The sequence below is a fragment of the Streptomyces sp. NPDC006476 genome (assembly GCF_040612015.1).
GTDB classification, from domain to species: domain Bacteria; phylum Actinomycetota; class Actinomycetes; order Streptomycetales; family Streptomycetaceae; genus Streptomyces; species Streptomyces griseorubiginosus_B.
Window position 1 is genome coordinate 1 of sequence record NZ_JBEXPK010000116.1, and the last position, 17,438, is coordinate 17,438.

Sequence of the window (17,438 nt, forward strand, 5' to 3'; positions counted from 1 at the left end):
GCCGTGTGCGGGAGAACCGCATGCACGGTTCGAAGCGGCGGGGGCTGGAAACGGAGCGGAAGCACTCTGCCACCGCGCCAGCCCCCGACCCTACAACTTGGTCGGGTGGCTGACTGGTTGATGATGGCGAAGGGCTGTACGACGTAGTGAAGCTCCTGGTAGACGGGTTCACGACCAAGATCACCCATCCGTGCCAGGAGCTTCGTGTGCTTGTCTATCCATCCGCGATGGATCTGTCCAGTTCGAGTCTGCGCTACCTGGCCCGCCACCTATCGGTCCACCGCAAGCGGATCGGCAGTCGGTGGCGCCGACTCACCGCCGGACGCCAGGCCCTGCTCACCCTTGCGCACCTGCGCTGTGGCGACACCTACGCCCAACTCGCCGCCGGGTTCGGCGTCGGCATCGCCACGGTGTACCGCTACGTCCGCGAGGCAGTAGACATCCTCGCCGCGCTGGCACCTACCCTCGCCGACGCCGTGCGCACAGCGCAGACCAAGGCGTTCGTCATCCTGGACGGCACCCTGCTGTCCATCGACCGCATCGCCGCCGACCGCCCCTACTATTCCGGCAAGTACAAGCGCCACGGCATGAACGTCCAGGTCATCGCCGACCCGTTCGGTCGCCTGCTCTGGGCCTCAGCCGCTCTGCCGGGCGCCGTCCACGACATCAAGGCCGCCCGTACCCACGGCATCATCGACGCCCTCACCCAGGCCGGCGTCCGGACCTGGGCGGACAAGGGCTACCAAGGTGCCCGCGGCACGATCCGCGTCCCCTACCGAGGACGCTGGAGCCGCCTGTCTGCGGGCAAGCGCGCGGTCAACTCCTCTCACGCCAAGATCCGCGCAGTCGGAGAGCAGGCCAATGCCACCCTCAAGGCCTGGCGTCTCCTGCGGAAACTGCGCTGCAGCACAACCCGCATCACCAGCATCGTCCCAGCAGTCCTCGCCCTTCACCTCGCCGCGTCACGCTGAGGCCGGAAATGGCTCAACGACTCATACGGCACTCACGCGGATCGGGTACGCCCGACGGCGCAGAACGCGGCCGGGAACTACGGCGTGACGGCAGCCCGGACGAACTCCCGAAGGCGCCGGCGCACGGTGGCGGGCTGCTCCAGCCAGGGTTCGTGGCCAGCGTCCTCGATCCGCGTGAGCGGGACCTCTAGCTGGCTCGCCAGTGTTTCCAGGGCCGACAGGGGGCGGGGGTCGTGGACGCCGCCAAGAATCTCCACGTGGGCCGGCAGGCAGCTGCGCAGTCGGTCCAGGTGCGCGTCGAGCGGGTCCGCACGTCCCTCCTTGCCGAGGTCGGCGTTCATGGCCCAATTGACGGGGCGACGCTGTCGCGCACCCTGCGAAGCCCACTGCCATCCGCGCTCAGGGTCCGCGTGGTCGGTGAACCACGCCAAGGTGAGCAGCTCCGTCTCCTGCTCCACCGTGCGGTCCGGCAGCTGCTCCAGCAGGCGTAGTCGCATCTGCTGGGCCGGGGACATCCGGCGGTCGCGTTCCGCCTGGTCGCCGCTTCGCCAGTCGCCGACGAACGGACCGCACATCAGCAGCAGCGCGGCCACCCGGTCGGGGTGGGCCAGGCAGAAGCGGCTAGCCAGGTTTGTGCCGTAGGAGTGTCCGACGAGCACGGCCCGTGCCGCGCCCCACTGGTTGAGCAGCTCGGCGAGATCACCGACGTGGAGCGCGAACGAATGGCGGCCCTCCCACGGAGATCCGCCTGTGCCGCGCTGGTCGTAGCAGTACACCGGCGCGAGGTCCGCGAGCATGGGAGCGACATCGCCGAGGTAGTCCCGCACACCGGGGCCGCCGTGGAGCATGACCACGGGCGCCCTGCGGGTGGTGTCGGTGGTGTCGCCCAGCGCTGTCCAGGAGATCTGCGCCCCGTCCTTCATGGACGCAAGGCCTTGCTTCCTGATCAAGGTCATCGCAGGAACCTACAGGACAGGTCGATCCCGGACGGGTAGACAAGCACGGATAGTCCTGGTGCACGACGGGTGATCTTGGCCGTGAAACCCTCTACCAGGAGCTTTACTTCGTCGTACAGCTCTCCGTGACCAACCAGCCATCCTCACCACGAGGTTGGAAACGGCTCACTGCGAGTGGCGCGCCTTCGTCCTCGACGGCCAGTGGCCCGATGCGGCCCTGGCCGGGAATCACGGCGCCCGCGTCGCGCAGACCCTCGCCCGCCGCCATGCGTGAACGCGGCCTCATTGCCAACTGCCTCGCGGCCGCCTCCGGGGTCAGCCGGCAGGCGATCGCTAACGTCCTGACCGGCGCCACCTGGCCCAATTTGCTGACCATCGCCAGCCTGGAAGCGGCCCTGGACGCCGACTTGCGGCCCGGCCGCCGTCCCTGAACCGGGCTCATCCTGGAAACGATCTCCGTGAGCGCGGGAAGTGATGTGCGTCGACTGCGGAATCAGCGCTGGACCTGGACTGTCGTCGGTGCCCCGCGAGTACCGGAACAGTTCGGAGTACGGGCCGTGGGCGGCACGGGGTCGCTGCTGAGCTCCGGAGCATTCAATTCCCGCCATTGATCAGGGGCTTTACACCCTGCCGCAAAGGTATGTCGATGCCGGGTGCGAATTGACAAGGTGCGCAGCAGCGCTGCTGGGCGGTGCAGCACACTCGCAACGTCCACGACTCACAGGAGGTCTACGTGATACGCACGACACGAAAGTCTGCCCGAAGGATCCTGGCAACCCTGGCTCTGGCCCTGGCTGTGCCGGCCCCGGTGATGGTGGCCCCGGCAGCGAGCGCTGCGACCGCGGTTTCGTGCACGCCCCCGGCTGTGTCCAACCACGAGGGCTACGCGTACATGAACACCACAGCCAATCTCAAAGTAGCCCCGTACGCGGAATGCGGGACTGTCACCAGTGTGAGCAGCGGAACGAAGGTCTGGCTCCAATGCACCGAATTCAACGACTACGGCAACTGGTGGTGGTATGTCCGCATCGCCGGCACCTCCACGTACGGATGGATGGTCGACGGCAAGCTCGACGTCGTCCCCTACGACGACAACGGCGACGGCTACTTGGACTTCCCCCACGCGTGCTAGGTGTTCTGTCCCGGGAGGTTGTGGACGGTGACAGGGGTCACGGCTGATCGATCTTGAAATGGGTGAGGGCCTTCTGGCTCGGTGTGGATTGCGACATTCACGCCCAGCAACAGAAAGGCCCTCGTGCCCCACCGTAGTGCACCCCTGACCGAGACCGGCCGACTGCGTCTTGCCCGCTGCGTGGTCGAGGACGGCTGGCCCCTGCGCCGGGTCGCCGAACGCTTCCAGGTCTCACAGACCACGGCCCAGCGGTGGGCTGACCGCTACCGCCAGTACGGCGAGGCAGGCATGGCCGACCGCTCCAGCCGACCGTGCTCCAGCCCCCGCCGGACCCCGACACGCGCCGAACGCCGGATCATCCGCTTCAATCGCACCCTGCTCGACGAGTGGGCCTACGCCCACCCCTACCGCTCAGAGACCGAACGACGCGACGCCTTCCCCGACTGGCTCCACACCTACAATCACCACCGCGGACACACCGCGCTGAAAGGGCAACCACCCGCCAGCCGCGGTCGTTTATGAGCACTGCACCTGGCGAACCGCATCGCCGAGGCTGACCGTGGGCCAAGGGGGGCAGTTGTCCTCGGCCGCCGCAGCGTTCGCCCTGGGAGCGCCGGTGAGAAGCCCCCTGCGGCCAGCACGGCGGTGCTGCAGACGAGGGCCAAGCGGTGGATGCGTGTGCGCATAGTGTCTCCCCCAGGTGGGTGGCGGTCATGGTTCCACGTACGGGCGGTGGGCCCCCGGCGGCCACTTTCAGGTGGTGGCCGGGGCCCGTCTGCTCGGGCTCAGCCGCAGAAGTCGGCGTTGGTGTACGAGAAGTAGACCGTGCTGCCGCCGCCGTTGGCATACCACCGGCCGGAGCTCGTCCTGTGCATGCTGTACAGGGTGAGGTGGCTTCCGCTGTAACGGATCTCTGAGCCGACCCAGTAGAGGGAGTTGTCGGCTTTGCCGAACGTCAGTGGGCCGACGATCCCGTCATCGTCGAGGCCGTGGTTCTTCTGCCACAGCCTCGTTGCTGCCGCGGTCTGTTCTCCGAAATAGCAGTCGATATCTTCCGGCGGCAGGTACAGGTCAGCTGCCAGGATGGCTTGCCAGAGGCCTACCACGCTGTTGTGCGAGTTGCTCGACATGGAGAGCGGGCCTTCGTCCCCCCAGTCGTCCGTGACCACACCGGTGCCGTACACGCCGCCCTGGGCCACGCTTGCCTGCGCCGAAGACGCCAGGCCCGCTCCTGCCAGTATGGTTGCCGCTACGGTGACTGCGATCCGTCGTGCCCATGTGCCGGAAACGGATGAGTTCCCCACTGTGTCCCTCCCTGTTGAAGCAGATGCGGTGCACCTTGTCATGACCCCCGCAGCATCGGTACGCTCTTGCGCCTGAGCGTAAAAGCCCTGCACACAAACAGGAATTGAATGCTTCGCATCCACTTCACGGATGCCGATCTCGCGCGCGTCCGTGTTGCGTCCAGACCGGATCCGCTCTGGGAAATCTTCTTCAGCTTGATCCGCTTCCAGCGCCGGCGAGGTCTGTGGTCGTATGCCGACTGGCATCGGACCGCTCGCGCGGCTCTGCACGGCAAGGGCCTTGCACCCACCGTCCGCAATGTGTTGCTGCCCCTCTATCCGGTGGGCACCTATTTCCCGGATTTCCTCACGCCCGGTGAAGCGTCTGAAGGCCTGGACGCCGGCCTGGACGCGATTCTCGGAACCCCGCGCCGACGGGTGCTGCATGAACTGGCCATCCTGGACCGGGTGAGTGGTGCTCCTGCCTGGGCTCGGCAATTGGCCGACGACGAAGCGCGCCGCGAGTTCGTCCGAACGGTCCGGGCTTACTACGACGTCGCCATCCTTCCCAACAGCGATCGCATACAGGCATACGTCGACGCCGATCGCTCCCTCCGCGCCAGAGCCCTGCTCGACGGCGGCACCGACAGGCTTCTGGCGGGGTTCGGGCCGCACGTGCGCTGGCGGTGTCCCATGCTGGAGGTCGACTACGCCGAGGACCGTGATCTGTACTTACAGGGGCGCGGCCTTACGCTCGTACCCTCGTACTTCTGCTGGGGCGGCCCGGTGTCGCTGGCTGACTCCGGCCTGCCGCCCGTCCTCGCGTACCCCTTGCGCCACGCCGCCCCCCGCACGGACGATGCCCATGCTCAAGAGCCGTCGGCCCCGCTCTCCGCGCTCCTCGGCGCGACACGCTCCGTCATTCTCCAGGCAACTGCGACTGGCGCCACGACCAGCGAACTCGCCCGCGCTGCGGGCGTCTCCGCGGCGTCCGCCACCCGTCACACGACCGTCCTGCGCGACGCGGGTCTCCTCGTCAGCCAGCGCCACGGCCCAGCCGTCCTGCACACACTGACTCCCACGGGCGCCGCGCTGCTGCGGAGCAGCGGACAAAACCAAGGCGTGCCCCCGGCCTGACCTTTGGCTCTTTCGGTGATCTTGATGGCCGAGGTCAACTGCCGAGGGTTCGCCGCTTCTCCGCGGGTGGAAACGATCTACGTGAATGTGGGAAACGATCAGCACCAACTGGGGAATTCACCCTGGCTACGGACTTCCGTCGGTGCCTCACACTCCACGAGCGGGCGGCCCGGTCGACAACCTGCGGGTGCGCTCGCTGAAGCTCCCCAGTTCGTTGAACGCCGGACCGAGTGGGGCGACGAGCAGCCCTGGCCGTTTTCAAGGTTCTGGCCGCGATTCCGTGAAGCGTCATGCTGGTAACTGGGGTGTTCATCTCGTCGGCAGTCTTCATACTCCATGGAGGGAAACCACTCCACGATCAGGATGGTTTTCGGCGCTAGGTAGGTCATGGGGGGCGCGATGAGGAGAGCCCGTTCACGATGGCTGCGTATCGGGGGCTGGGGGCTCGTGGTCGTGGCGGCGGTGATCGCCGCCGTGCTTTCGGCTGTGGCGGATGTCTGGCCAGGTACGGCAGGTTCTGTGCTGGTCGCGGGTGTTGGTGTGGTTGTCGGCGTGTTGTCGACCCGGGCCACCAGCAGGCTCGACACTGATGCCCAGCAGTCCCGTCGGCTCGCCGATGAACTGTTCTTCCACGACCAGGGCGGGCGCCGTGTCTGGGAGATTGCCGATCCTGTCCGCGTTGGCGTCTACGCTGCCGCGTCCATCGAATCCGACGAATCCGGCGATCCGTCCCCGGCCTGTACACCTTCCTTCGTCCGCAGGGACCGAAGCCCGGAACTGGAAAGAGCCGTACAGCGTGGAGGCTTCGTCGTGGTCGTTGGTGAGTCCACAGCGGGGAAGTCTCGTGCTGCCTTCGAAGCGATGCGCGCGTGCCTGCCCGATCACGCGTTCATCCGCCCCCGGAACCGGCCGGGACTCCGCGCGGCGGTGGAAGTCGTTCAGGGGGAACGGCGCTGTGTCGTCTGGCTGGATGACCTTCAAAAGTATCTGGGCAGCTACGGGCTGACGGCGCATCTGCTGGAGAGGCTTCTCGGTGATGGCACCCGACATGTCGTGGTCCTCGCTACCATGCGGGCGCAGGAGCGTGCCCATTTCCTCACCGACGGCATGTCCGGCGATCCCACAAGCGCCGAGATGGCCCGGGAGCAGCGCGAGGTTCTGGACCGTGCGACCGAGTTCCGGATCGACCGGACCTGGACCCCTGCCGAGGTGGAGCGGGCGCGGGCGTTCGCCGATGATCCGCGCGTTGCCGCTGCGCTGGAGCACTGCGACCAGTTCGGACTGGCCGAGTACCTAGCGGCCGGACCTAAACTGCTCGCGGCCTGGCAGGACGGGTGGGCGCCCAGCACTCATCCGCGCGGGGCCGCCATCGTCGCCGCGGCTGTCGACGCCCGGCGGGCAGGGTTCTACCGTGGCCTGACACCTGCGGCTCTTCGCAGCCTGCACGAGCATTACCTGCGCCAACGCGGCGGTGCCCGGCTGCGGCCGGAGTCCTGGGAGCAAGCCCTCGCCTGGGCCACGCAGGCCGTGTACGCCACCACGGGCCTGCTGATGCCCGACGGCCCTGATCATTACGTGGCTTTCGACTACCTTCCCGACGTCGTCGATGCCGACCCGACCGCGGCGCCCATCCCCGGGGAGACCTGGCAGGAGCTGATCGGCCAGGCGGAGCCGGCGGAAGCTGCGTACCTCGGTTGGGCTGCCTACGACTGGTATCAGCAGTGGGATCACGCAGAGGCCGCTTTCGTCGCGGCCGTCAACGGGGGACATGTGATGGCGGCGATAGGTGTCGCGACGTGCCAGGGCCTGGTCAGGGGCGACTTGGACACCGCGATAGACACACTCCGATCGGCCATTGCCGTCGCCCGCGCCGGCACGGCGAACGTCGGGTCGGCGCAACTCGTCGGGCTGACAGAGCAGTTGGCGTTCATGACCGGTCTGGCCGGCCGGCACTCCGAGGCGCTTGAGATCGCCCGGCAGGCGGTCGCCGACAGTGCTGTGCTCAGTCCCGGCGAGGCACTGACTCCGCGTATCGTCGTCGCGCGGTCAACAGGGCAGGCCGGTGATACGGCCCTGGCACTTCAGCTGGCACGAGAGGCGGAGGCCGACGGTATCCGCCTCCTGGGAGAGGACCACCTGACGACGATGTCCTGCCGATTCGAGGTCGCTGTCTGGACCGGCTACGACGGCGATGCCGACGGCGCGGTACGCCTCTGGGAGGCCTTGGACGACCACCTCGTGGAAAAGGGGCTGGGCCCAGCGGAGCTGATCCTGGATGTGCGGCGCAATCTCGCCTACTGGACGCTGATCGCGGGGGACGTCGAGCACGGCCTGCCCCTCTTCGAGAGCGTCGCAGCCGACCACGCCCGTATCCTCGGTGCCCAGCATCTACTCACCCTCGCGGCGCGCACCGGCCTGGCACACGCGACCGGCCAGGCCGGGCAACCTCAACAGGCCCTGCGGATCGCCGAAGCCGTGATCGCCGACGGGCGCGACGGTACTCCCGCCGTGCATCCGGTGATACTCAACGCTCGCTTCGAGGCGGCCCTGTGGACCCGGGCATGCGGAGATATGGAAGCTGCGATCACCCGGTTCGACTCACTGCTGGACCATTTCTCCGAAGCGTTGGGCTCCGACCACGGCCTCGTATTGGACTGCCGCAGTTGCCTCTCTCAATTGACCGGACAAGGCGATGGCTCGGAACAGCCCTATCGCGACTCGTGGATGAGGCTCGCCGATTGGTGATGGCGGACAGTTGTCGACGGTCTCGTATTTGGTTCTGGCCGCGATTGCGCGAATTCGGGGTCATGATCGCAGCAGGATGCGGGTGCGCAGGAGGCGGAACGAGGCTCGGTCGTACATGGCCCGCTTGATCGTCTTGATGCGATTGACGTGGCCTTCGACGATGCCCGAGCTCCGCTGGAGAGTGAGGCCGGCGGTGACGGCATCGAGGTCGAGGCACAGGGACAGGATGGGGCCCGGCGCGGTGTGTTCAGCCTGGCGTACCCACTCCAGTAGCTGTTTGCCGCGCCGCTGTTGGAACAGGTCATGGAAAGCGCGGGCAAGATCGCAAGCCCGGGTGATGTCGGGGCATGCCAGCCGTACTTTCAGGAGTTGCTCCACCTCACGGGGCTTCAGAGCGCCGCGAGCCAGCATGATCCACGTGGTGATCTTGCGTGGGCTGGGGACGGCTCCGCGGGCGCTGCTTGGCACTGCTTGGCGCACGGTGCTGGAGTAGGCGCTGGCCCGATCCCTGCAGATGATCTCCGCGCCGGGTGTTCGCGCAGCCAGGTAGCGAAGGTCGCCGCGTCCCGGTCGGGCAGGACGTCCACCACCCAGGCCGATGTCGACCAGGACAGTGCCATAACGTCAGCCCTTGCGGAAGGCGAACTCGTCGACTCCCAACACCCGAGGCGCCTGTTCGGGCACCACCGGGGCCGTGAGCAGCCCAAGCAGGTGGGTACGGCCGGTGGGTAACTGGAGGACCCGGCAGAGGCGTTCACCGGGACGGCCGCCCAGGAACGTTGCGATGGCTTGCATCCATCGCCGCAGGCCGACGCTGTTGCGACGGTACCGCTCGCTCAGATCCGGGACCTGCTCGACGAACGTCCGCCGCTGGCACGAGGCCCGCTCACAGAAGAACCGGCGCACGCTCAGCCCGATCGCCAACGTCCGCCCCATCACAGGGCGTTCAGCTACCCGGCCACGGACCGTGAGTGCACGCGACGTCCCGGCCAGCCACAGTCCGGACAGACTGGTGGTTGCCCGCACGACGACGCCTCGACAGCGACTCTCGCCGCGGTGACGTGCACCGCGGTGACACGCACATCGATCCCGGGAAACAGCACATCCTCGATCGCCACGGCCCCCATGCCTGGGCAATCCCCACGAGAAACGTTCCCGCAGTCGCACGACGACCAGGGGATTCACGGAATCACGGCCAGAACCGTTTTCAAAGTTTCTCATCAGCTGTACGAGTACTGGCGTGACCCGGCCGTCCAGCAGGATGACGACCCGGCCGCCTGGCTGATGACCTGCACCATCATCACCACCGAGGCCACCGACGCGGCCGGCCGCGTGCATCCGCGCATGCCGCTCGCCCTCACGCCCGATCACTACGATGCCTGGCTCGACCCCGAGCACCAGGATCCTGACGAGCTGCGGGCCCTGCTCGGCCAGCCGGCCGAAGGCCACCTTCAGGCCCGGCCCGTCTCCACCGCCGTTAACAACGTCCGCAACAACGGGCCCCACCTCCTCGACGATCACTCCGCATAACACCCACGACCCTTGCGTTCCGCGGTGCAGGCGAGTTCGCGCAGACAACGAGCGTGTTGGGGTCGGTTGTGGCACGGTGGACGCAAGGCTGCCTCCGTCGCTTTCCCCCGTAGCGACGGAGGCAGCCTCACTCTGTGCTCCCGCGCGCCCGCTCTGGTGCGATGCGTTCGTCGGAGACCTGGCGCAGGTCGGCATACATCCGCAGTCGCACACCTGGCTGTCCGGCATCCCGGGTGGTGAGCTCGGCGGGCGTAGTTGCCCAGATGCGTGCGATCGCCGCATGGAAGGCGAGCACGGTGGCATCGTCGAGGCCTGCCACGTCGATGACGAGCAGGCCCGGTGGCGAAGATTGCGCACCCGCCGCCTGGCACGCGACTTCGAGCGCCGCACCACCAGCGCCGAAGCGATGGTCTACTGGTCGATGACCCTGCTCATGACGCGCCGCCTTGCCCGGCCACACCCTGGGCGAGGGTGAAGCGGCCCGGCTGTCGCTCGGCCAACCAGCCCCGCGCGACCAGGCGTTTCGCCTTCGACCGCAGCGCCTCCACCTTGGCCGGCACCGCGTCCAGGCCGAACAAGGTGGCCAACTCCTGGCAGGTCAGCGGCCCTTGATGGAGCCGGTGCCGGTCCGCCAGGGCCTCAAGGATGCGCTGATAGTCCACCGACAGCACCGACCAGGCCAGTCCCTCACGCCACACCGGCACCTGCGACTTCGCCTTCGCCGCCTGTTCGGGCGCCGAGCGCACGTCCGCGTCCCGCGGGACGGGCGCGGCCTTCTCATCAGCGATGCCGCCGCCGTCCGGAGCCAAGACCGTGCCCACTCGCCTGCGAGCGATCACCCACTCCTGCCATTCCTGCTCGGCCGCGACCAACTCGGCCTGGATGCGATCGGCTTCCTCACGCAACCCGTCGACCCGACGACGAGCAGCGAGCTCGTGCTCTTCCAGCAGTCCGACGACCGACGGCATCCACAACCTCCCGGGGAGCGACGACACAACACGCCACCACTCCCACCGATTCACCGGCCCTATGCCTGACCAGCGAAAACACCGCCCTCAGATTCGGAATGACAACAGCTACTCAGTTCAGCAAGACGAGTTTGCGGTGCCGGTCGACCAGCGCCCCGCCCAACAGGGTCGTCACCGCGGGCGGGAACCGCTGGGCGGCGTAGAGCACGCTCATCTCCAGCGGCGTCGCCCTCAGCGTGATCAGGGCCAGGCTCGGCAGCGCTACGGACGTGACCGCGCCGCCCAGCACCCCGACCGCCAGCCCGTTGTTGAACAGCATGAGGTCCCGGTGGACCGTGTCCTTGGTGGCCACCGGCGCCGAGGATGAGGAGGTATGGAGGAGTGGCTCATGCCGGCTCCGCCGGGGCCGGGACTGACGCGGGATCGGAGAGAAGGAACTTCGCCGACTTGGCGGCCAGATGCCGCTCGAGGTACTCCGCGGCGTCGTCAGGGCGCATGCGGGCCAGGGAGACCAGGGCCGTGATGGCCACATCCGCTACTTCCGCATAAGCGTCCTCCCATGGAGCGGTCCCTTTGCGGGGGTTGGTGCCGCGGGCGCCGATGACCGCCTGGGAGGCTTCCCCTGTCTCCTCTGCGATCTTGAGGACTTGCAGGCTCCACTGCTCGTCTTGGTCCAGGCCGAGCGCGGTGTCGTGTTCGTTGAAGCGGCGGGCCAGTCGGTGGATGGTGTCCCAGACAGTGCCGTGCACGGTGTGGTGTCTCCTTCAGGGAGTTCGGGTCGGGGCGCGGAATGGGTCGAGTACGGCAGCGAACGGCTGTTCGCGGGGGAGGTCGGTGGTGCTGATGGCTTGGGCCGTTGGCGTGGAGGCAGTGCGTGACCGCCATGAGGGTGATCCACACGATCACCGGCAGTCTGCGGCCCTCGTTAGGTCCCCCGCTGTTGTAGTGACCGGGGCACTGCTGTCCAGGGCGGGCCAGCGGAAGACGAGCCGGGAATCCGCCTTGTCCAGCACATGGCCGTCGGGCAGCTCCTGGTCTGCCGTGTCGGCTGGGTGCACGGTCAGGTGGGGGTAGCCCGCGGCACGGACCGTGCTGTCCCAATCGCGGACCCGAGCGGCCATCTGCTGGGCGAGGCCCTCGCCAGCGGGGCCGAAGGCGTGGACGATGAACTCGCTGCGCCGCTCGGCGGGGGTGTCACCGTCCTTGACCAGGACGTGGGTCAGGTACGCCAGAGATTCCTCACTCACCAGGGCGGCCGCTTCCGCGCCGCGCGGCACGGACGCCAGGCCGCCGTCGTGCTCGCCGTCCACCGCGAGTCGGCAGAACCCGTCCAGGGTGGTGGCCAGGAGCAGTTGCAGGGTCTCGAACGACTCGCCGCCGGCCACACAAACGCCCGTGCCGAGTTCGTAGCGAAGCCCTCGCACCGACTGGTCCAGGTCGGCGGTGTCTGCGGGGAGCCCGTCCTCGAATCGCAGGTGGAGCCCGCCGGGCAGATCGACGGTGGGGGTGGTGCGGGCGGCGGATCCCCGGTCGCGGATGAACCCGCAGAACGTCCAATCGCCGGGGCCCGCCTCCAGCACGCTCCCTCGCTTTCGCAGAGCGATCGCACGGGTGTAGCCGTGCATTTCCAGCGGCAGGACGAGGTAGCCGTCCTCGGCGAGCTGCTCGCGCCACGCGGGTGAGAGGTCCCACACGTTGTACGTGACCACAATGCCATCGAAGCCGTCCGCGGGGACGTGGTCCGGTGCGCCGAGGGCACCGTCGCCGAGGATCGCGGTGACGCGGCCGCTGCCGGCCTCGGCCGTCAACTGCTGGGTACGGTGCACCACGTACGGGTCGAGGTCGACCGTGACCACGCTCCCGCGCCGGCCGACGACGTGGGCGAGGAGCTCGGCGTTGAAGCCGCCCGAGCCGACCTCCAGCTTCGTCATCCCGGGCTGCGGGCGCAGACCGTCGATCATGATGCCCTGCAACCACGAGGCGGAGACACTGCTGACCGCCCGCCCCTCCTCGTTCCTGAGGGTGACGACGGCGAGGTCGTCGTCGTACGCCGTCTCCAAGGAGACCTCGGGCGCGTACCGGTGGCGGGGCACGCTCCGCAGCGCTTCGAGGACCGGTGCCGACAGGCTGTACCCGCGCCGGAGGATCTGTTCCGTCATCGTGTGCCGCAACCGCGCAGCCTGCGGCGGTTCGCCGTCGACCGGCGGTCGCTGGCCGGCCACCGGGTAGGCATGCACGGGCGGCAGACCGGGCATCACGCCCGGCCACACGAGATTCAGCGCCTGGGCGGATGGCGAGAAGATCGGGCCGAGAGCGGCCAGCGCGTGCAGATCATGCCACTCCCACCGCTCGAACCGGTGGCGCTCCTGTTTGGGGACGGCCGGTTCACCAGACCAGGCGACGGCGCGCACGACACCGGACAGCCGCCGCAGGAGGCCCCGGTCGTCCTGGAGAATGGCCATCAGATGGGCGTCCTTGACACGGCAGCTGAGCCCGGCCTCCTCGGCCAGCTCGCGCACGGCCGCCGTGGGGAGGGACTCGCCCGGCTCCACGCCGCCTCCGGGGAGCTCCCACATACCGTCGCATGAGCGCCCGAGCAGCACCCGTCCGAAGGCGTCGGTGACCACCATGCACGCGCCGGCGACCGCCTGAGCCGATGGCGCCCCCTCCTTCTCCACCGCGGTGAACTCCCGTAGAGCGTCGCGCAGCACGATCACCGCCAGGCCGTCGGCGTCGAACCGCTCCACGGTCTGCCACCTCTCGGTGAGCACCCGGATCTCGTCCTCGTCCAGCGCGATGTCGCGCCGGTCGGCCGGGCTGCCGACAGCCAGGGGAGTGATCACCACGATCGCGCCGCCCGGGCGCAGCCGCCCGGCGAGCGTGTGCATGACCCGCTGCCGGTCGCCGAAGAAGGATACACCAGGCGCAGGGTGATCAGGTCGTATCCGTCCTCGCTCAGCTCGGCCGGGTCGTCGTGGCCGACGTCCAGACACAGCCAGCGCACGCCGACCGCGCCCGCCCGCTCGGCCCGGGCCCGGGCCAGAGCGCTGTCGGCGAAGTCGACGGCATCGACGAGGTAGCCGAGTTCGCCCAGGTAGGCGGCCAATTCCCCGGTTCCACAACCCGCGTCCAGCGCCCGACCGTTGGCCGGCGCGGGAACGTGCTCGGCCAGCAGAGCCCTCTCGGCCTGACCGACCCGGCGAAAGCCCCGGTCCTGCGCATAGTGCTGGTCGCACTGGTCCCGGCGGACATAAGCCACGTAGCTGCTCCTCGTCGTGTGGTGCGGTGATCGGCTGTCGCTGTGGTGCTCGGATTCGGTGCCGGTCAGGTCCCGTGCGCGGCTGTGTGAGCTGAGGACGGGATCCGGGTCATCCGGATCAGGGCCGGGTCCCTGGTGAAACCAAGGGCGGCGTACAGCGGGGCGGACTCGTCGGAGGCGTGCAGCTCGTAGAGCGTCACGCCGTCCCCTTCCAGATGCGCGAGCAGCGCGGTCAGCGCGGCCTTGGCCTAGCCGCGGCGGCGGTGGTCGGGAACGGTGGCGACGGCTTGGATCCGCGCGGCCAGCCCCTTGGGGTACCGGGGAGCGGGGAGCGCGGCATCGACAAGGGCGAGAGCACAGGAGGCGAGCCCGCCCTCCGGGGCGTCGACGACGTAGGCCCGGGCGTCCCCGCCCGGGACAAGGCGCGCGCGGAGGTGATCGCGGCAGATGGACAGCCAGTCCCTGTCCAGCGGCTCGGACAAGATGAGTTCGGACCGCAGACGGGCGATCTCGCCCGCATCGGCCGGAACTGCCAGACGCGGAACTCCTCCCGTGCGCGGCCCCGGAACGGTGGCATCCACGGGCGCGTGGTCGGCGTCGGGAGGGCCTTGCTCGGAGTCGTTGCACCGCTCGGAGCGGGGGTCTTGGCCGAGGAGGACGGAGCGCTGTGCCGCGTGCCGGAGCAGCAGGGCGCGTGTTGCCGGGCTCAGACGCAGCCGGTGCAGCATCTCGGGCGGGAACCAGCGCAGCAAGACGCCCTCGGTGAGGCGCAGACGGTCGGGGTCGCCGTTCCAGCGGCCGGCGAACACCTGGATCAGCACGCATAGTCCGTCGCTGCCGGTGGCCCTCTCCACGGCGAAGGGTTCGAGGTGCGGGATGACAAGATCCGGGACTTCCTCAGTGAGTTCGCGCCGGACCGTGTCTTCGAGCGTCTCGTCCTCCGGCTCGCTGCCGCCGCCGAGCAAGGCAAATGCCCCTGGCTCCCAAATGTCCGGCAGGGTCGCGCAGATGAAGCAGATAGCGGCCGGCGTCGTCGAAGATCAGCGCAGAGGCGTTCACCGCCTCCGGCCGGCCGTCGAGCCCCGAATCCAGCAGCTTGGCGCGCAGTGTCGGGGAGCTGACCGCGTCGAAGTGGTGCCACTCGGCTCCTGCGACCTGCGCATCCTGCAGAACGAGCTCGGGATGCTCCCCGACCAGGTAGAAGGCGAACCGTACGTCGTAGTGCCGGTGCGGCGGTTCTCCTGTGTCCGGGCGGGCCTCGATGTCGTGGAAGTCAATGTCGATCGGGATTCCGAGAAGCTGCGGGGTGAGGCACAGATCGCTTGCCTTGATCCCGGTCTCCTCGCCCACCTCGCGCACCGCCGCGGCGAGCAACGTGCGATCCCTCGGCTCGGGATGACCGCCGGGGACGAGGACCAGGCCGCTCGCCCTGTGAAGGGTGTGCAGCACACGCCGATCCTGGTCGATCACCACGGCACTGCACGTGATGTGCGCGGGCATCCGTGCGCGGCTCGTCGGTTCCTGCGCCCCTTCGAGCAGCGTCAACAAGGGCTCCACCGCGACGTGTTCGGAGGGATGGCGCTTGAGGTATATCTGCACGAGAGCGCTGATGTCGGATCGGGCGGGTGGCATGTCAGCACCTCTTGCGGGTCAGGAAACAGGTACGGGCGCGTGTGATGGACGAACTCATGCTTCCGGTCACTCGGGAGGTCCGCGGAGCACACAGGCCTGGCAGCTGCGGGGAAAGAGCCGAACGAGTTGGCGTGACGGTTGTCCGGACCGCGAGCAGGAGCTCGCTGCTGGGACAGGGCAGTACGAGAGCCCGGTACTGCGAGCGGTCATTGCTCCTCCTCGGCGCTCGTGGGGTCAACGGCTCCTCCTGCTCTTGTCGCGTGATAGTTCGAGTGCGTCTGGTTCAACGATGCGGAGGGCTCTTCGAACGCACGTTTTTAAGACGCGCTCACTTCCGCCAAGGTGCGGGGGCGGCCGGACGTGTGGGATGCAACGACCCTTGCCCGGCCCGGTTCGAGACTAGAACGATCTTGGCCGAAACGCCGAGCCCCCTCGGGTGCCCCGGGCTGGAGGGCAAGCATCTGGTCGGCATCACGGCCTGCTTCCAGTGTTGTGCGTCATCTCGCTGGCCATGGCCTGTCGGCCAGAAGGAGACTTCAACGCCGCATCAGGGAGCGATCCGGTGTCCAGACCGTGTCGGTCTTCGATCTGCTGTGCGACGCCGGTATCGAACCTGATGATCACGCCGCCCATGTCGCAGACGACGGTGTCCAAGGCACCCAGTTCGGCCTCGGCTGCGATGTCGTGCGGTGCGGGCACAGCAGTTCCTCTGGGTGTGGTGGCGCGCCGCGGCAGGGGGCAAGGGTTGTCGTCGCATGTGGAGTGGCTCCTGTCCCGGGCATCACGGACGGGCGCCTTTGGTACGGGCCGGTCAAGACTTCCTGTGACGTCCTCGGCCGGGGCCGAGACCAGGCGGAGCCGGCTGGACGTCCGGCCTGTTCTCGGGCGCAGGCGCGGGTACATGGCCGAGGAACTCCCGGGCAGCGTCCGCGTTCGGGGCCTCGGCGACCGTCACCCATGTCTGCCCGTCCCACTCCATCAGGGCGCGCGGGGCGTTGGGGGCGACGTGGGAGGCGCGGGCTCCGTCGGCGGGGGGGACGGCCCCGGCGGGTGCCGGTGATCTCCCGTTCCGCCGCTCGACGCCGGTCGCGTCGGGCGGCCCACTCGTGCGGGGGCTCCTCTTCCGGCATCGTCCGCGCCTCCTGGTGCTCGTTTGCCGTCAGACCCTAGACCAGGAGACGGTCTGCTTCTCTGGGGTGACGGTGACCTCGAAGCGGTCGAGTCCAGGGGCGCCGTCGGCACGCCATTGGGTGACGGTCTCCTCGACGTCGTCCCACAGGCGAGCGGGTCCGCCCTGACGGGCGGTCCAAGTGTCGCCGTCCTGCACGACGGCGGCCCAGGTGCCGGCGTCCACGTCGATCAGGAGGTGTTCGGTGCGGCCGTCCCGGTTGAGGGTGAGGCGCTGCGCGTGGGGGGCCGCGAGCTGGGCGACGAAGCGCGTGGTCCAGTCGTCCAGAGCATCCGCGGCGAGCCCGGTGGTGCGTTCCTGGCCGTCGTCGATGTCCGGCAGCAGGCCGAGCGGGGGCGGCAGTTGGGAGCGGGCGATCATGAAGGAAACGTGCCCGCCGAGGAGTCGGCCGCGGGCCGTGCCATCCTCTTCCACGGTGAGCCGGGCGAGTTCGGAGGAGTAGAGCCAGCCGGACAGGGTGGCGATGGCCGCGGACGACGGTCATGTGCTGGCGTTCGCGCACAACCCCGAGCGCTCCGCCACGGACCTGGTCATCCTGTCCGCCCAGGACGTCACCGCGGGTCCCGTGGCCACCGTTCACCTGGCGGCCCGGGTCCCCCTCGGCTTCCACGGCAGCTGGATCCCCGACGCGGGCTG

At 68.5% G+C, this 17,438-nt stretch carries 21 protein-coding genes and 3 pseudogenes; 8 read left to right on the plus strand and 16 right to left on the minus strand.

Annotated elements, in window-relative coordinates:
• Window positions 1-206 precede the first annotated feature (206 nt).
• On the plus strand, window positions 207-971 hold the full coding sequence (locus ABZZ74_RS48930) for a transposase family protein (protein ID WP_356950605.1): 765 nt from the start codon (window positions 207-209) through the stop codon (window positions 969-971).
• Between the two features lie 77 nt (window positions 972-1,048).
• Here ABZZ74_RS48930 and ABZZ74_RS48935 read toward each other — a convergent pair whose 3' ends face one another.
• Window positions 1,049-1,927, minus strand: a complete 879-nt coding sequence (locus tag ABZZ74_RS48935; protein WP_356950606.1) for an alpha/beta hydrolase — start codon at window positions 1,925-1,927, stop codon at window positions 1,049-1,051.
• Between the two features lie 266 nt (window positions 1,928-2,193).
• Here ABZZ74_RS48935 and ABZZ74_RS48940 point away from each other — a divergent pair, with 266 nt between their 5' ends.
• The 3 genes from ABZZ74_RS48940 (at window position 2,194) to ABZZ74_RS48950 (ending at window position 3,581) form a co-directional block, all read left to right on the plus strand.
• A complete protein-coding gene (locus tag ABZZ74_RS48940; RefSeq protein ID WP_356950607.1) occupies window positions 2,194-2,358 on the plus strand; it encodes a helix-turn-helix transcriptional regulator in 165 nt (54 codons plus the stop codon).
• 521 nt (window positions 2,359-2,879) lie between these two features.
• Complete coding sequence (locus ABZZ74_RS48945) at window positions 2,880-3,059, plus strand: hypothetical protein (protein ID WP_356950608.1); 180 nt, start codon at window positions 2,880-2,882, stop codon at window positions 3,057-3,059.
• Window positions 3,060-3,182: 123 nt separating this feature from the next.
• The gene (locus ABZZ74_RS48950; protein ID WP_356950609.1) at window positions 3,183-3,581 is read left to right on the plus strand and encodes a leucine zipper domain-containing protein; all 399 of its coding nucleotides are present in this window, start codon (window positions 3,183-3,185) and stop codon (window positions 3,579-3,581) included.
• Between the two features lie 263 nt (window positions 3,582-3,844).
• On the opposite strand, the gene ABZZ74_RS48955 is transcribed toward ABZZ74_RS48950, so the two are convergent.
• Entirely contained in the window at window positions 3,845-4,363 is a 519-nt protein-coding gene (locus ABZZ74_RS48955) for a peptidoglycan-binding domain-containing protein (protein ID WP_356950610.1), read from the minus strand.
• Between the two features lie 108 nt (window positions 4,364-4,471).
• Here ABZZ74_RS48955 and ABZZ74_RS48960 point away from each other — a divergent pair, with 108 nt between their 5' ends.
• A complete protein-coding gene (locus tag ABZZ74_RS48960) occupies window positions 4,472-5,479 on the plus strand; it encodes a winged helix-turn-helix domain-containing protein (RefSeq protein ID WP_356950611.1) in 1,008 nt (335 codons plus the stop codon).
• Between the two features lie 453 nt (window positions 5,480-5,932).
• Window positions 5,933-8,224: a tetratricopeptide repeat protein gene (locus ABZZ74_RS48965; RefSeq protein ID WP_356950612.1), complete on the plus strand. Its 2,292-nt coding sequence runs from the start codon at window positions 5,933-5,935 to the stop codon at window positions 8,222-8,224.
• Window positions 8,225-8,284: 60 nt separating this feature from the next.
• Here ABZZ74_RS48965 and ABZZ74_RS48970 read toward each other — a convergent pair whose 3' ends face one another.
• Both ABZZ74_RS48970 and ABZZ74_RS48975 read right to left on the minus strand, forming a co-directional pair.
• Window positions 8,285-8,704: a transposase gene (locus ABZZ74_RS48970; RefSeq protein ID WP_356950613.1), complete on the minus strand. Its 420-nt coding sequence runs from the start codon at window positions 8,702-8,704 to the stop codon at window positions 8,285-8,287.
• A 144-nt stretch (window positions 8,705-8,848) separates the two neighbouring features.
• Window positions 8,849-9,148: a hypothetical protein gene (locus ABZZ74_RS48975; RefSeq protein ID WP_356950614.1), complete on the minus strand. Its 300-nt coding sequence runs from the start codon at window positions 9,146-9,148 to the stop codon at window positions 8,849-8,851.
• A gap of 300 nt (window positions 9,149-9,448) precedes the next feature.
• Between ABZZ74_RS48975 and ABZZ74_RS48980 the strand changes: the two are divergent.
• Window positions 9,449-9,754, plus strand: a pseudogene (locus tag ABZZ74_RS48980) (SOS response-associated peptidase family protein); the annotation flags it as partial.
• Between the two features lie 127 nt (window positions 9,755-9,881).
• Here the strand turns inward: ABZZ74_RS48980 and ABZZ74_RS48985 are convergent.
• From ABZZ74_RS48985 to ABZZ74_RS49040, 12 genes and pseudogenes are all read right to left on the minus strand, one after another.
• Complete coding sequence (locus tag ABZZ74_RS48985) at window positions 9,882-10,214, minus strand: DUF6207 family protein (protein WP_356950615.1); 333 nt, start codon at window positions 10,212-10,214, stop codon at window positions 9,882-9,884.
• Window positions 10,186-10,722, minus strand: coding sequence for a hypothetical protein (locus tag ABZZ74_RS48990; protein WP_356950616.1), 537 nt, complete (start codon window positions 10,720-10,722; stop codon window positions 10,186-10,188). The genes ABZZ74_RS48985 and ABZZ74_RS48990 overlap by 29 nt, the downstream gene beginning before the upstream one ends.
• Before the next feature lie 112 nt (window positions 10,723-10,834).
• Window positions 10,835-11,074 carry a hypothetical protein gene (locus ABZZ74_RS48995; RefSeq protein ID WP_356950617.1) on the minus strand — a complete coding sequence of 80 codons (240 nt, stop codon included), beginning with the start codon at window positions 11,072-11,074 and terminating at the stop codon, window positions 10,835-10,837.
• Window positions 11,075-11,108: 34 nt separating this feature from the next.
• Window positions 11,109-11,471 carry a MazG-like family protein gene (locus ABZZ74_RS49000; protein ID WP_356950618.1) on the minus strand — a complete coding sequence of 121 codons (363 nt, stop codon included), beginning with the start codon at window positions 11,469-11,471 and terminating at the stop codon, window positions 11,109-11,111.
• Window positions 11,472-11,624: 153 nt separating this feature from the next.
• Window positions 11,625-13,610, minus strand: a complete 1,986-nt coding sequence (gene fxlM / locus ABZZ74_RS49005) for a methyltransferase, FxLD system (RefSeq protein ID WP_356950619.1) — start codon at window positions 13,608-13,610, stop codon at window positions 11,625-11,627.
• Window positions 13,562-13,981 (minus strand): class I SAM-dependent methyltransferase, encoded by a 420-nt coding sequence (locus ABZZ74_RS49010; RefSeq protein ID WP_356950620.1) that lies wholly within the window; start codon window positions 13,979-13,981, stop codon window positions 13,562-13,564. Before ABZZ74_RS49010 ends, fxlM begins: the two co-directional genes overlap by 49 nt.
• Window positions 13,982-14,046: 65 nt before the next feature.
• Window positions 14,047-14,181 (minus strand): hypothetical protein, encoded by a 135-nt coding sequence (locus tag ABZZ74_RS49015; RefSeq protein ID WP_356950621.1) that lies wholly within the window; start codon window positions 14,179-14,181, stop codon window positions 14,047-14,049.
• 48 nt (window positions 14,182-14,229) lie between these two features.
• Window positions 14,230-14,946 (minus strand): NUDIX domain-containing protein, encoded by a 717-nt coding sequence (locus ABZZ74_RS49020; RefSeq protein WP_356950622.1) that lies wholly within the window; start codon window positions 14,944-14,946, stop codon window positions 14,230-14,232.
• Window positions 14,879-15,526 carry an NUDIX domain-containing protein gene (locus ABZZ74_RS49025; RefSeq protein WP_356950623.1) on the minus strand — a complete coding sequence of 216 codons (648 nt, stop codon included), beginning with the start codon at window positions 15,524-15,526 and terminating at the stop codon, window positions 14,879-14,881. The genes ABZZ74_RS49020 and ABZZ74_RS49025 overlap by 68 nt, the downstream gene beginning before the upstream one ends.
• A 558-nt stretch (window positions 15,527-16,084) precedes the next feature.
• Window positions 16,085-16,312 carry a hypothetical protein gene (locus tag ABZZ74_RS49030; protein ID WP_356950624.1) on the minus strand — a complete coding sequence of 76 codons (228 nt, stop codon included), beginning with the start codon at window positions 16,310-16,312 and terminating at the stop codon, window positions 16,085-16,087.
• Between the two features lie 112 nt (window positions 16,313-16,424).
• Window positions 16,425-16,628, minus strand: a pseudogene (locus ABZZ74_RS49035) (DUF6087 family protein); the annotation flags it as partial.
• 144 nt (window positions 16,629-16,772) lie between these two features.
• Window positions 16,773-17,162: a hypothetical protein gene (locus ABZZ74_RS49040; RefSeq protein ID WP_356950625.1), complete on the minus strand. Its 390-nt coding sequence runs from the start codon at window positions 17,160-17,162 to the stop codon at window positions 16,773-16,775.
• 106 nt (window positions 17,163-17,268) lie between these two features.
• Here ABZZ74_RS49040 and ABZZ74_RS49045 point away from each other — a divergent pair.
• Window positions 17,269-17,438 (plus strand): annotated as a pseudogene (locus ABZZ74_RS49045) (carotenoid oxygenase family protein); the annotation flags it as partial.

Excerpts from the sequence above, each read along its gene's own strand:
- ABZZ74_RS48935 (WP_356950606.1), bottom strand. The coding sequence starts at position 1,927 with ATGACCTTGATCAGGAAGCAAGGCCTTGCGTCCATGAAGGACGGGGCG.
- ABZZ74_RS48940 (WP_356950607.1), top strand. The coding sequence starts at position 2,194 with ATGCGTGAACGCGGCCTCATTGCCAACTGCCTCGCGGCCGCCTCCGGG.
- ABZZ74_RS48960 (WP_356950611.1), top strand. The coding sequence starts at position 4,472 with ATGCTTCGCATCCACTTCACGGATGCCGATCTCGCGCGCGTCCGTGTT.
- ABZZ74_RS48990 (WP_356950616.1), bottom strand. The coding sequence starts at position 10,722 with ATGCCGTCGGTCGTCGGACTGCTGGAAGAGCACGAGCTCGCTGCTCGT.
- fxlM (WP_356950619.1), bottom strand. The coding sequence starts at position 13,610 with ATGCACACGCTCGCCGGGCGGCTGCGCCCGGGCGGCGCGATCGTGGTG.
- ABZZ74_RS49040 (WP_356950625.1), bottom strand. The coding sequence starts at position 17,162 with ATGATCGCCCGCTCCCAACTGCCGCCCCCGCTCGGCCTGCTGCCGGAC.